At 74.2% G+C, this 13619-nt stretch carries 8 protein-coding genes; 6 read left to right on the top strand and 2 right to left on the bottom strand.

Going from position 1 to position 13619, the window contains the following annotated elements:
* Window positions 1-13 precede the first annotated feature (13 nt).
* Entirely contained in the window at window positions 14-850 is an 837-nt protein-coding gene (locus C503_RS0102520; RefSeq protein ID WP_211222291.1) for a hypothetical protein, read from the top strand.
* On the opposite strand, the gene C503_RS0102515 is transcribed toward C503_RS0102520, so the two are convergent.
* Window positions 828-1484 carry a response regulator gene (locus C503_RS0102515; RefSeq protein ID WP_018680626.1) on the bottom strand — a complete coding sequence of 219 codons (657 nt, stop codon included), beginning with the start codon at window positions 1482-1484 and terminating at the stop codon, window positions 828-830. The two genes, C503_RS0102520 and C503_RS0102515, sit on opposite strands and share 23 nt — an antisense overlap.
* Window positions 1472-2728, bottom strand: a complete 1257-nt coding sequence (locus C503_RS0102510; RefSeq protein WP_018680625.1) for a sensor histidine kinase — start codon at window positions 2726-2728, stop codon at window positions 1472-1474. The genes C503_RS0102515 and C503_RS0102510 overlap by 13 nt, the downstream gene beginning before the upstream one ends.
* 141 nt (window positions 2729-2869) lie before the next feature.
* Here C503_RS0102510 and C503_RS0102505 point away from each other — a divergent pair, with 141 nt between their 5' ends.
* The 5 genes from C503_RS0102505 to C503_RS0102485 all read left to right on the top strand — a co-directional run bounded on the left by C503_RS0102505 (window position 2870) and on the right by C503_RS0102485 (window position 13608).
* The gene (locus C503_RS0102505; protein ID WP_033400039.1) at window positions 2870-3595 is read left to right on the top strand and encodes an ABC transporter ATP-binding protein; all 726 of its coding nucleotides are present in this window, start codon (window positions 2870-2872) and stop codon (window positions 3593-3595) included.
* A gap of 3 nt (window positions 3596-3598) precedes the next feature.
* Window positions 3599-6157: an FtsX-like permease family protein gene (locus C503_RS0102500; RefSeq protein ID WP_018680623.1), complete on the top strand. Its 2559-nt coding sequence runs from the start codon at window positions 3599-3601 to the stop codon at window positions 6155-6157.
* Window positions 6158-6287: 130 nt separating this feature from the next.
* Window positions 6288-7445 carry a serine hydrolase domain-containing protein gene (locus C503_RS0102495; protein ID WP_018680622.1) on the top strand — a complete coding sequence of 386 codons (1158 nt, stop codon included), beginning with the start codon at window positions 6288-6290 and terminating at the stop codon, window positions 7443-7445.
* Between the two features lie 446 nt (window positions 7446-7891).
* A complete protein-coding gene (locus C503_RS0102490) occupies window positions 7892-8740 on the top strand; it encodes a DUF4132 domain-containing protein (protein ID WP_018680621.1) in 849 nt (282 codons plus the stop codon).
* Between the two features lie 2 nt (window positions 8741-8742).
* Window positions 8743-13608 (top strand): hypothetical protein, encoded by a 4866-nt coding sequence (locus C503_RS0102485; protein WP_033400037.1) that lies wholly within the window; start codon window positions 8743-8745, stop codon window positions 13606-13608.
* Window positions 13609-13619: the final 11 nt, after the last annotated feature.

Genomic DNA, 13619 nt, shown 5'->3' with positions numbered 1-13619 from the left:
AGGGGTAGTGGTCGTGGCCTGCCGGAAATCGTTCGTGTGCACCGTGGTGGCCCTCATCATGGTGCTGTTCAGCTCCACCGCGTCGGCGGAGGGGGAGGTGGCACCGCCCTCACCGGCGGACTACGCCGCCGCCCTCGCCGCAGCGCGCCAACCGGAGGCGATCAGCTTCGCCAAGACCAATTTCCGGCAGGTCCACGGCACCGACCCGACCACCCTGACCCTGTCCGAGCGCGGGGTCGCCACCTATGTGCTGAATCCCGACTTCGTCCGCGGCGTCCCCGGCGCGCCCGCGGGCGTGCTGCAGTACATCGCGGTCACGGCCACCGACGAGAAGGGCGAGAGCGCCACCCTGCGCGCCATGCCGGAACCGACCGGCCAGTGGAGCGTGGGCAGCGTCTTCTCCGGCAACGACGAGGAAGACCTGAGCACCCACCTGCCGCCCGGCGCGGTACTGATGAACGAGCCGCAGATCAACGGCTGGTACGAGTGGACCCCGGACGGCGTCAAGCTGCTGCGCGCGTCACTGCCGCAGTCGCCGGTGGGTGCGCTGGTGCCGCTGGCGGACTACCAGAAGCAGGTCAAGTCCCGTTACGGGGACAAGCTTCCCGGTTCCGACTACGAGAAGAACCAGGGCATCGGCTTCACCGTCCAGGACCCGAACGACGCCATCGCCCACGGCCCGTCCACTGTGGTCATCGTGGTGGCGGTCGCAGGCGGTGTGATCGTGATCGCCGCAGTGACGATGGTGGTAGTCCGACGCCGCCGTGCCACCCGGACCGAGGACCCCGACGAGGCCGAGCAGGCACTGTCTCTCCAGCCGGGCGCAGTCACGAGCCCTGGGCAGCATTGAGGTACGCGAGCACCGCCAACACCCGCCGATGCCCACCCTCGTCCCCGACCAACGCCAACTTCGTGAAAATGTTCCGAATGTGCTTGTGCACCGCCCCATCGCTCACCACAAGCAACCCGGCGATCGCGCTGTTGTCATGCCCCTCGGCCATGAGTCCCAGCACCTCCCGCTCCCGCGCCGTCAACGTCGACAACGGATCATCCGCCCGCCGCCGCACCAACAACTGCGAGATCACCTCCGGATCCATCGCGGTTCCCCCGTCCGCGACCCGCCGCAGCGAGTCCAGGAAGTGCTCCACCCGCCCGACCCGTTCCTTGAGCAGGTACCCCACCCCGCCCGCGCCATCGGCGAGCAGCTCGGCCGCGTAGCTGTTCTCCACGAACGCCGACAGCACCAGCACCGGCAGCCCCGGGTACAGGCGGCGTGCCTCGACCGCCGCGCGCAGGCCGTCGTCGGTGAAGGTCGGCGGCAGCCGCACGTCGACCACGACCGCGTCCGGCCGCTCGGCGGCGACGGCGGCGCGGAAGTCGGTGGCGTTGTCGACCGCCGCCGTCACCTCGATGCCCGCGGTGTTGAGCAGCAGCACCAGGCCCTCGCGCAGCAGCGCGTCGTCCTCGGCGATCACGACCCGCATGGCAGCTCCACCCGCAGTCGGGTCGGCCCGCCCACCGGGCTGGTCAGCTCGGTGCGGCCGTCGAAGGCGTCGACCCGGCGGCGGATGCCCGCCAACCCGCTGCCCAGCGCCTCGTCGGCGCCGCCACGACCGTCGTCGCCCACCGTGATCACCAGCGTGTCTCCCGTCGCGTCCAGGCCCACCGTGACCTGCTCGGCGCCGGAGTGCTTGGTGGCGTTGGCCAGGGCCTCGGCGATGATGAAGTACGCCGCCGCCTCGACCGCCGCCGGTCTGCGGCCGACCTTACCCAGCGCCAGCAGGCACGGGATCGGGGACCGGGCGGCCAGCGCGGTCACCGCCCCGTCCAGCCCGCGGTCGGACAGGATCGGCGGGTAGATGCCGCGCACCACGTCGCGCAGCTCCGCCAGCGCGTCCATCGCGGTGTCCTGGGCCTTGCGCACGAGCCCGAAGGCCGCGTCCGGGTCGCGCCCGCGCAGCTGTTCGGCGATGCCCAGCTGCATGATCACCGCGGCGATCCTGGCCTGGGTGCCGTCGTGCAGGTCGCGCTCGATCCGGCGCAGCTCGGCGCCGTGCGCGTCGAGTGCGGCGGCCCGGGACGCGGTCAGCTCGGCGACCCGGTCGGACAGCCGCACGCCGGTCGCCGGGCGCAGCAGTTTCCGCGCCAGCCGGGCGTGGCCGCGGGCGGCGGCGGGCAGCAGCAGGGTCATGCCGAGGTAGGTCAGTCCGATCAGGACGCTGGCCCACGCCTTCGCCCACGAGTCCACCTGGAAGTCGAGCGCCCCCGGCACGCCGCCGGGCACCAGCCGCCAGTAGGCCGGGATCGCCAGCTGGTTGAGCCCGCCCAGCGGCAGGCCGATCGCCAGCGCGAGCAGGATCAGGCCCAGCGGTCCGTGCAGCAGCAGCCAGACCACGTCGCGGCGGGTGGCCGGGTCCGTGACCACCGTGCGTATCCGCTCGCCCAGGGAGCCGGTCAGCGGGTGGTGCGGCTCGGGGATCGGCGTGCCGGTGAGCTCGGCCGCGCGGCGGCGGTCGAGGTTGGTCAGCCGGTGCAGCAGGCGGGCCGCCTCGGGCACGGCGGGCAGGCCGACCCCGATCGCCGAGAACGCCACCATGGACACGACACCGATGATCCCGATCATGGCCAACAAAGCAGTACCGCCCCCGATGACCAGGTAGCGGATGGCCCGCCAACACTCGGCGAAGGCCCGGACGACCGCGTTCGGCGCGCGGCTGGTGCTGCTCATGCCGCGATTGTGCGGCATGGCCCGCCGGGGTGTCGGTGGTAGTGCTGGCGCTACCCCGGTTCCGCCCGTCGGTGGGATCGAGCCGACCCCGCCCCGGGACCTACCGTGGTCTCCGACGGACGAGCGGCAGAGGGAATCGCGATGCGGGCATTGACATTGGAAGCGGTGCGGAAGGTGTACGGCAGGGGCGGGGGAGCGGTGACCGCGCTCGACGGGGTGAGCGTGGCCCTGGCGAAAGGCAGCTTCACCGCGGTGATGGGCCCGTCCGGTTCGGGCAAGAGCACCTTCCTGCATTGTGCCGCCGGGCTGGACCGACCGACCGACGGGCGCGTGCTGCTCGGCGACACCGACCTGGCCGGTCTGGGTGAGACCGCCCTCACCCAGCTGCGGCGCGGCCGGATCGGGTTCATCTTCCAGGCATACAATCTGCTGCCTGCACTCGACGTGGCGCAGAACATCACGTTGCCGTTGCGGCTCGCGGGCAGCCGGGTCGACCACACGTGGCTGCGCGAGGTGGCCCAGCGGGTGGGCATCGCCGACCGGCTGCACCACCGCCCCGCCGAGCTGTCCGGCGGCCAGCAGCAGCGGGTGGCCATCGCCCGCGCGCTGGTCACCCGGCCGGAGGTCGTGCTGGCCGACGAGCCGACCGGCGCGCTGGACTCGCGCACCGGCAGGCAGGTGCTGGAGCTGCTGCGCGAGCTGGTCGACACGCTGGGCCAGACCGTGCTGATGGTCACCCACGACCCGGTCGCCGCCTCCTACGCGCACCGCGTCCTGTTCCTCGCGGACGGTCGCCTGGCGGGCGCGCTGGAACAGCCGACGCCGGACGCGGTGGCCGAGCGCATGACGCACCTCGGGGAGTGGTGAGCCGTGCTCGGACTGGCCTGGCAGACGCTCAAGGCCCGCAAGAGCGGGTTCGTGGGCGCGTTCCTCGCGGTGCTCTGCGGGACGGCGCTGGTCGCCGCCTGCGGGGTGCTGATCGAGTCGGGTATCCGCTCTGGCGTGCCCACCCAGCGTTACGCCGCCGCGGCCGTCGTGGTCGCGGGCAAGCAGACCGTGCGGCCGGAGGGCGCGGACGCATTGTCCGGGCAGCACGTCGCCGAACAGCCGACCGTCCCGGCCGACCTGGTCGGCCGCGTCGCCGCCGTGCCGGGCGTGCGGTCCGCGGTGGCCGAAGTGGACTTTCCCGCCAACGTGGTGACCCCCGACGGCCTGCTGCTCACCGGCCCCGGCGGCGCGCCCTCGCGCGGCCACAACTGGGACGCCTCGGCGTTGGCGCCGTTCACCCTCACCGAGGGCGCCCGGCCCACCGGGGCCGACCAGGTGGTGCTGGACGGCGAGCTGGCGCGGCGGGCAGGCGTGTCCATCGGCGACAAGGTGCGCGTCGACACCCCGACCGGCGCGGGCGACTACCTGGTGATCGGCCTCGCGTCGGCACCGGACCTCTCGCGCCAGTCGGCGCTCTACTTCTCGCCCGCGCGAGCGGACGCGTTGTTCGCCCGTCCCGGCCGCGTGCACGCCGTCGGTGTGCTCGCCGACCCGGGCGTCGACGAGGCCGTATTGGCCGAGCGGATCGAGCACGCCGTAGCGGACCAGGGTCTTTCCGTGACGACGGGCCCGGATCGGGGCATGATCGAGTTCGTGGATGTCGGACAGTCCCGCGCGATCCTGATGGCGATCGCGGGTTCGTTCAGCGGCGTGGCCCTGCTGGTGATGATCTTCGTGGTGAGCGGCACGCTGTCGCTCTCGGTCGCCCAGCGGCGCCGCGAGTTCGCGCTGCTGCGCGCCATCGCGGCCACCCCGCGCCAGATCCGCGCCCTCGTCGGCGGCGAGACCATGCTGGTGGCCTCGGTCGCGGCGGTGCTCGGCGGCGTCGCGGGCCTGGCCGTGGCGGGCGGGCTGCGCGACGCCTTCGCCACGATCGGCGTGATCCCCCAGGACTTCCAGCTGGCCATGAGCCCGCTGCCGGTCGTGGGCGCACTGCTGCTCGGCGTCGGCGCGGCCCGGCTGGCCGCCTGGGCGGCCGCCCGCGGCCCGGCCCGGATCTCGCCGGTCGAGGCCCTGGGCGAGGCCGCCGTGGAGAAGCCCGGCCTCGGCCGGACGCGGACCGCCCTGGGCGTCCTGTTCCTCGGGCTCGGCGTCGGCTCGTCGACGCTGCCGCTGTTCCTGTCGGGAGCGCTCGCCGCGGGCCTGTCCGGGGTGTCGGCGCTGCTGATCGTGATCGGGCTGGGGCTGCTCGGCCCGCTGGTGGTCGGCGTGATCCTGCGCCGGATCGCCGGTCCGCTCGGCCGGATCTCCCGCGTCGGCGGCTACCTGGCCGCCGCCAACGGCGTGGCGAACACCCGGCGGCTGGCCGCCGCGGTGACCCCGCTGATGCTGGCGGTCGGCTTCGCCATCACCAACTTCTTCAGCCAGTCGATCATGTCGGCGGCCGTCCAGGACCAGACCCGGACGTCGACCACCGCCGACTATGTCGTCACCAGTACCGCGGGCGGGCTCTCTCCCCAGGTGGCCGACGAGATCCGCCGGGTCCCCGGGGTCGCCGCGGCGGTCCCGCTGGTGCGCACCCACGTCGTGACGGCGACAAGCACGGGGGAGACGGTCGAGGTACGGACGGAGTCCGCGCTCGGCGTGGACGGCGCCCGGGTGCGCGACACCCTCGACCTCGGCGAGGTCACCGGCGACCTGTCCGGCCTGACCGGGAACACGGTCGCGCTCAGCGAGGGCGAGTCGAGCTGGCTGGGCAAGGGCATCGGCGACGAGGTCGACCTGCACCTCGGCGACGGCAGCACCGCGCGGCTGCGGGTGGCCGCCACCTTCACCCACGACCTGGCGTTCGGCGACTTCCTGCTGCCCGCGGACCTGGCCCGCGCGCACGCCACCGACCAGGTCGACAGCTCGGTCCTGGTGCGGCTCGCCCCCGGCATGGACGGCACGGCCGGACCCGCGCTGCGCGAGCTGGCGGACAGGTTCCCCGGCGTGGTCGTCGGCGACCGCTCGGCCATGGCCGCCGCGGACAACACGGTGCAGCGCCAGCAGTTCTGGGTGAACCTGGTGGCGATCGGGGTGATCCTCGGCTACGTCGTGATCGCCGTGGCCAACACGCTGGCGATGACCACCGCGCAGCGGGCCCGCGAGTTCGCCCTGCTGCGCCTGGTGGGCGCGACCCGGCGCCAGGTCCGGCGGATGACCCGGGTGGAGGCCATGGTGCTGTCCGGCATCGCGGTCGTCGTCGGCTCGCTGATCCCGGTGCCCCCATTGGTCATGCTGGGCATCGGCCTCGCGGGCGACCCGGTGCCCAGCGGACCGATCGCGGTCTACCTGGGCATCGTCGCGGGCGCGGCGGCGCTCGGCCTGCTCGCGGTGGCCGTGCCCACCCGGCTGAGCCTGCGGGCGCGCCCCATCGAGGCGATCGGGGTCCGTGATTGAGGTTTCCATGTGCGGCACGGTAAGGCCGCACGATGTACGGCTTCCCGAAGTTGTCCACAGGGGGCGTGGGAAGCCACTATCGGAGGGGGTAGCGATGAATACGAGGATGCGGCGCTGTTGTGCCGTGGGGATGGCCGCCGTGCTGGGCACCGGCCTGATCGGGGCGCCTGCGGGGGCCGAGACCACCGGCGGGGGCGGCCACGATCGGGAAGCCCTGCACAAGGCGGTGGTGGACATCGGTGGCATGATCGGCATCGCGGGCATCCAGGTGCGGTTCCACGACGAGCGGGGGGTCTGGGCCGACAGCGCGGGCGTGCGCGAGCTGGGCAGGCCGGGCAAGCCTGCCACCGACGGCAGGTTCCGGGCCGGGAGCATAACCAAGACGTTCATCTCGACCGTGGTCCTGCAGCTGGTGGCCGAGGGGCGGGTCAAGCTGGACGACCCGCTGCGCGACTACCTGCCGGACTACGGCCTGGACGGCCGGATCACGGTCCGGATGATGCTGCAGCACACCAGCGGCATCTTCAACTACACCGGCGAGAACCGGCCGGACGGCACCCTCGACCCCGGCATCCCGATGGAGGGCCAGACCTGGGTCGACACCCGCTTCCACACCTACCGACCCGCGGACCTGATCCGGCTCGCGCTGTCCAAGCCCGCCAACTTCGAGCCGGGCACGCGCTGGTCCTACTCCAACACCAACTACATCCTGGCCGGTCAGCTGATCGAGCGGGTCACCGGGACCTCGTACGCCACCCAGGTCGAGCGGCGCGTGCTGCGGCCGCTCGGCCTGCGCGACACCACGCTGCCCGGCACCGACCCGGACATCCGCGGCCCGCACGCGCACGGCTACTACAACTACCTGCGCGACGACAAGCCGGTGACCGTGGACGTGACCCGGCTCAACCCGTCCGCCGCCGGTTCCGCCGGGGAGCTGGTCACGACCACCCGCGACCTGGACACGTTCCTGTCCGCGCTGCTGGGCGGCAAAATCCTGCCGCCCGCGCTGGTGGCCGAGATGCGCACCGCACTGCCGACCGGCCCGGTGTCCGCGTACGGACTCGGGCTGGAGGCCGACCGGCTCGCCCCGGGCTGCGACGTCGTCGGGCACACCGGCAGCATCCAGGGCTACACCTCGGTCATGTTCGCCACCGCCGACGGCCGCAGGCAGGTGGAGCTGTCGGTGACCGTGGGCGCGCTCGACCCGCGCGACACGCAGTCCCTGCCCAAGGCCTCGGCTGCGGCGCGCGACCTCATCGTGGCGGGCCTGTGCGGCGACAGCGCGTGATCCCCACTCGATAGACAACCTCGCCGCGCCCGGCACCCGGATGGATCGGGGGCCGGGCGCGGCGGCGTTCACGGCACTACCTCCGTAGTGGACGGTCTCGGTCGGGCCGCGCGCGCCGGGCCCTACGATCGGCGCCGTGTGTTCGTTACCGAGAGGTGGGCGGGAGCCGCCCCCGGATGGCACCGGTCGGCCGCGGCCGACCCGGCGAACGGGGTGTCCGCGCACCGGCCCGGTGTCGGCCGGTCTCGGGCGGGGCGGTGGCCCGGCGCGCCCGATGAGAACTCCACAGTGGACCGATCGGTCGGGTAGGCCGAGGTCGCGACCGCCTGTGGACAACTCGGTGCGGACTGTCGGTGGGTGCCGCTAGCGTTGCGGCCGTTGGATTTCGGGTTCCGCCGACCGGTTCTGGTCGGCTCGCTGTATCGGAAAGGCAGGGGGAGGTCACCGTGGGCTGGCTCGATGCCGCGGCCGGGTATCAGGTGCGCGTGGGGGAGAACGGGCGGGTCCAGTGCCGCAACGCCAAGGGGAAGGTGCTCGCCGCCGTCCCCGCCGCGCTGAAGGAGGACCCGGAGGTCGTGCGGCTGCGTCAGCTGGTCGAGTGGCTCGGCAGGCACCGCGCGGACTGCACGTCCACAGTGGACACCTGGCTGGTCCGGTCGCTGCCGGTGCCGGTCGCGCTGGTCGCCGAGGTGTGGCGGGACCCGGACTGGGCCGAGGTGCTGCGCGACCTGGTGGTGGTCGCCGACGGCGTCACCGGCTTCCTGCGCGAGGCCGACGCCGACCGCGGCGTCGGCCTGGTCGACCTGGACGGTGAGACCGTCCGGCGGCACCCCGAGGTGATCACGGTCCCGCACCCGGTCCTGCTCGACGACCTCGACGACCTGCGCGAGTTCGCCGCCGAGCTGGGCGTCGACCAGCAGGCCCAACAGCTCTTCCGGCAGACCTTCGGCAAACCCGCCGACCTGCCCGCCGACCGCGACCACGTGAGCGACTACTCGGGCGGCCGGTTCGAGGAGGGCAACCACGCCCTCGCCCGCTGCCGCACCCTCGGTTACCGGGTCGGCGGCGGCGACGCCGTCTACTCGGCGTTCGAGGACGGCCAGGTCGTGCAGGCCCGGTTCTGGCTCGGCGTCGACTACCCCGAGTACGAGGCGTGGACCGGCGACCTGCGCTGGGCCCGGCCCGACGGCACCGGCGTCCCGCTCGCCGCGGTCGGCCCGGTCGCCTGGTCCGAGGGCATGCGCATGGCCGCCGCCATCCACGCGGGCCGTGTCGTCGAGGAGGTCTCCCAGTGAGCATGGTCAACACCGCCAACACCGCCACCACCGACTCCGCCCTGCTGGCCGCGGGCGCGGTGCTCCCCGGCGCCCAAGCCCCGGGCGACGACCGCGACACCCTGGTCGCCCGGCACTACACACACCCGGCGCTGGATGACCGCGTCGTGGTGCGGCTGGTGCCCGCGGTGCTCGGCGAGGCCGAGGACCTCAGCTGCGAGTACCTGGGCTTCGCCGCGCCCGCGCGGGTCGAGCCGGTCGGCACCGCCCGGCGCGAGGCGCTCGGCTTCCCGGCCTGGGCGCTGATCAACGACCCGGCCAACGGCCACCACGCGCTCGCCCTGGTCAAGGAGATCGAACGGCTCGACCGGGTGGCCAAGTCCCGGGCGGGCGCGGCCAAGGACGGCTTCACCGAACTGGCCGCCCTGCTCGGCCGCGCCGCCCCGCACTTCCTGCCCACCTTCTACGAGGAGGCGGGCCGCGTCTTCCTCCGGCACGGCAACACCGCCTACGCGGCCACCATGTTCGGCAAGGCCCGCGAGGCCGAGGCCGCCCACCGGCTGACCGTCGACCCCGAGCGGGTGCGCGCGGTGTTCCTGGAGTTCGCGTTCGCCGGTGCCCTCTCGGCCAAGGCACTGTCCGCGCACGCCAGGGAGCTCACCCGCCGCTACCCGGCGGAGCAGGCCTACGAGCAGTTCCGCACGCTGTGCGTGGAACGGGTCCGGGGCGGCCTACCGCCGCACGCGGGCATGCCGGAGGACCTGCGGCGGATGGCCAAGGCCGCCAAGCGCGACGCGGCCGCCGAGGACGAGCTGGTGCTGCGCGCGGTGCTCGACGCCGCGCCCATCGGCCGGGCCGCCGCCGGGTTCTGGAAGTCCTACCGGGACGCGGTGGTCGGGCTGGCCACCCGCGACGACGCGGTCCGGGCGCGGCTGCTGGAGTTCGTGCCGCAGCAGACCACCGCCCTGCCCACCTGGCTGGAGATCCTGGCCGCCTGCGGCGCCACCGCCGACCTCACCGGGCCCGCGCGGCCCGGGGCGAGCACGACCCCGGCGGGCTGGCTGTCCGCGGTGGTCGCCACCCGCACCGCGGGCTGGCGGGACGTGCCGCGGTCGCCCGAGCTGCTCGCCCTGGCCGCGTCGATGATCGACAGGCTGGTCGCCGACGGGCTGCCGGTCGACATCGCGGGCCGCTGGCGCGAGTCCGAACTGGACCTCGCCGACCTGCTGGTCGCGGGCGGTGTGCCACTGGCGCGACCGGAATCCTGGCCGCTGCACGTGGACATCGACGACTGGTTCGGCGACAGCACTCCCGGCCGCCGCGACCTCGTCGCGCTGGCCGCCAGCGAGCGCGGCGAACCGCTCGGCGAGGGCGTCGTCGGCTACCTGTACAGCCGGTCCGGGCGGAGCAACATCGCCAGGGTGGAGTCGGTGCGCGAGGTACTGGAGGTGCCCGGCCTGCGCAGTGCCCTGCGCGACTGGATCACCGAACACGCCACCGGGTTCGGCCGGACCATCGCCGAGGTCGCCGACAAGGTGCGCGAGATGGCGACCCTGCGGGTGGCCGAGGCGTTCACCGACGCGCCCGAGGCCGCCGCCGCGGTGGCGGGCGTCGACATCGCCGCCGCGCTGCGCCGGACGCTGCGCGCGGGCCTGATGGACGAACTGGGCTGGCCCGCGCTCGAAGAGGCCGCGAGCCGGTTCCCCGCGGCCGCCGCGCAGTCGTTCGGCCTCCGCGGCGAGGGCTGGCCCGCGTTGGTCCTGGGCGTCGACCAGTCGTTCGTGGTCGCCGGACCGGACGGCGTGCTCGCCGAACACGTCGCCCGCGTCGCCGACGACCAACGCCACAAGTGGAACACCCACACCGTCGCGCACTGGTTCGACGGCGCCCTGCTGGTGTGCTGGTCCGGCCCCTCGGGCAGGCTCGGCTACTGGAGCGACGACGCCCAACGCCCCTTCGCCCCCGGCGGCACCGACGCCTGGGTCCTGCCCGACACCGCCGCCGCCTCCATCCCGCTTCCGGACGGCGGCCGGTTCACCGGCGGACGCGCCGTGCACCGCGGCGACACCCGGGTCCCGTTCCCGCGCACCACCCACGGCGACGGCGTCACCCTGTGGTCCGCCGAGTACCAGGAGACCGGCGGCCCGGGGAAGTGGGTCTGGCACCAGGTCGACCCGGTCACCGGTGCCAAGGGCCGCACCGCGCTGCCCGCGTTCCTCGACGAGTTCGCCGCCGCGGGCACCACCCTCGACCTCGTCCACAGCCACCTGCGGCCCGCCGCGCCGGGCACCGGCGACAGCCCGCTGGGCACCGCGCACGGCCTGCACGGCTGGCGGCTGCGCCAGGAGGCCGACGGCGGCTGGACCGGCGAGGGCGTCGACGGCCGCGGCGTGCGGGCCGCGGTGCCCGTGGCGGGCCTGCTCGACCTGCCCGGCAGCAGGCTCACGGTCGCCCTGCACGGGACCACCGTCACCCTGCTCGACCCCGACGGCGCCCCGGTCGGCTCGACGACCTTCGGCGCCCGGCACCCCGACTTCGCCGCGGGCACGCCGCTGGTCGTGCCGATGGACTGGTGGCACCTGCTGCGCCCGCGCGACGAGGCCGGATCGGCCGCGCTGCGCGCGGTCACCACCGAGGCGGCCGAGGCCATGCTGGCCGCCGCCGTCGCCGCGCGCCCCGCCACCGAAGGCGCGTTCGACTGGGACGCCGAGGGCGAGGACTCCGACGCCAACCGCGACCGCCACGCCGCCGTGGTGCGCGGGGACCACGACCCCGTCGTCGCCGCCGTGCGCGCCGCGCTGCCCGAGGTGAGCCACCCGGCACTGCTGGCCGGGGTGGCGGCCGTGGTCCGTCGCGCCGCCTCGGTGCGGGCCGCCTGCGCGGAGTTCGCCGAGATCGCCGCGACGGTCGGACAGCTGCCCGCCGCGCCCGCCACGGCGACGCCCGGCGTGACCGAGGGCGAGATCACCGCCGCGCTCGACTGGTTCGGCGGCCATCGCCGCAGCGACATCGGTCCGGCACAGACCACCCTGCCCACGCTGATCACCGCCCTGCGCGAGATCGTGGCCGAGGACGGCGACGCGCCGCAGAGCCTGCCGGAAGGCGTGTGCTCGGCCTGGGTCGACACGCTCCCGCACATCGGCGCGGTCGCGCTCCGCGCCGCCTCGCCGATCACCGCCGAGGCCGAACGCGCGGCACTGGTCCGGGTACTGCGGTGGACCGCCGACAGCGGCATCCTCGACGACCCCGGCCACTGGCGCCGGGTCACCGTCCAGCCACCCAAGGACCAGGCCGTCCACCGCTACCGGACGATCCCGGTGCGCGACGGCTTCATCGCGGTGATCTCCACCAGCTGGTACGGCGCGGGCGCGTCCGCCACCGGCCTGCAGTTCACCCGCACCCCGGGCACCTTCGCGCTGCCGGAGGGCTGGTCGCTGGTGGGCGAGGAGGACATCCCGGCCACCACCGGCGCGGCCTGGATCACCCGGTTCCTGGATGTCCTGGCCGAGCGCGGCCCGGCCGGGTGGCGGCAGGAGGCCGCCGCCGACCTGGTCCGGCGCACCGGCCTGGGCACCGCCGAGGCCGCCTACCTGCTCGGCGGCCTGCCCGGCGTGGATCGCTGGGGCGCGTCGTTCATCAGCACCGGCGACCGCGCCGCGCTCGGCCTGTCCATCCCCGGGGCCAAGGCCGCCAAGGAACGCATGCGTGGACTGAGCGAGCCGCTGCGCCTGCGGCTGCTGGCCGCCGCGGTCCCGGCCGAGCCCGAGCGGCTCTGGACCGACGGGCCCGACGTGGCGGCCGTCGCCGAGGTGTGGACCGCCCGGTTCGGCATGTTGACGCCGGTCGACGACGACGTACTGGTCGACGCGGCGAAACGGCTGCCCCTGCGGCGCACCACCGAATACGTCACCGGCGTGCTCAACCCCAAGGCCGCCCGGTGGCTCACCACCGACGCCCGGATGCGGATCGAGGAACGGGACCTGGTCGAGCGGGAGAAGGACGGGTTCGGCGAGTCCGACCTCTACGCGGTCCCCCGGGTGCTGCTCTGGCTGGCCCAGCGGCTGCCCGCCGGATCCCCGCACCGCGCCGCCCTGCCCGAGGCCTTGGCGGCGGCCCGACAGCGCGTCGCGCACCCGGACTTCTGCCTGTCCATCGGCGGCTACCTCGACGACGAGGAGGCCATCCCGCTGCTCGGCATCCAGCCGCTGACCGAGCCGGGCGTCGTCCGCGTGCGGGACTGGCTGGACGCCACCTACGACGGCCACCACTACTCGCTGTTCGTGTGGCCTGGTCGGGTCGGCCCGCACGACCGGGACCTGCTGGTCGCGGCCATGGAGATCACCGGCTCAGCCAACATCCTGGACGCGCTCGACCTGCTCGCCGCCGACGGCCTGACCGCCGCCTGCGCCGTCCCGCCGCTGCCCGAGGTAGACCCGGCCGCGTACTTCCAGGACCCGACGCTGTCCGTGCCGCACCTGGTCGCGGAGGTCGCCGCGCACCACCGGCTCGACCAGGACGCGGCCGCGCTCTACCTGCAACTGCTGGCGTTACCCGACCCCACCGACGCCAACGTGGCCCGCTGGACCGGCTGGAAACCCGCCCGGCTGCGCGCCGCCCGCGCCGCGCTCGCCGAGACCGAACTGGTCCTCAGCGCGAAACGGGCCCGTGCGGGCCGGTCGCTGTTCCTGCCCGGCGAGTGGCTGGCACTGGCCAACCCGTACCTGCCGCTGGAGGCGTGGAAGACCCGGATGTACGGGTTCACCGACCACCCCTGGATCGTGATCGCGCCCCACGAACCCGTCGCCGATCTCTTCACCCGGGCCTGGAAACGGGTCCTGGCGGGGGACGCGCCCGCCTACGAACGACTGGAGACGGGCCGCCGCCGATGAACACTTTCCCT

The organism is Actinokineospora enzanensis DSM 44649, from assembly GCF_000374445.1.
GTDB classification, from domain to species: Bacteria; Actinomycetota; Actinomycetes; order Mycobacteriales; family Pseudonocardiaceae; genus Actinokineospora; species Actinokineospora enzanensis.
The sequence above is the reverse complement of the archived record's forward strand: the minus strand, read 5'-3'. Positions and strand labels throughout refer to the sequence as shown.

Excerpts from the sequence above, each read along its gene's own strand:
- C503_RS0102495 (WP_018680622.1), top strand. The coding sequence starts at position 6,288 with ATGGCCGCCGTGCTGGGCACCGGCCTGATCGGGGCGCCTGCGGGGGCC.
- C503_RS0102505 (WP_033400039.1), top strand. The coding sequence starts at position 2,870 with ATGCGGGCATTGACATTGGAAGCGGTGCGGAAGGTGTACGGCAGGGGC.
- C503_RS0102515 (WP_018680626.1), bottom strand. The coding sequence starts at position 1,484 with ATGCGGGTCGTGATCGCCGAGGACGACGCGCTGCTGCGCGAGGGCCTG.
- C503_RS0102510 (WP_018680625.1), bottom strand. The coding sequence starts at position 2,728 with ATGAGCAGCACCAGCCGCGCGCCGAACGCGGTCGTCCGGGCCTTCGCC.
- C503_RS0102485 (WP_033400037.1), top strand. The coding sequence starts at position 8,743 with ATGGTCAACACCGCCAACACCGCCACCACCGACTCCGCCCTGCTGGCC.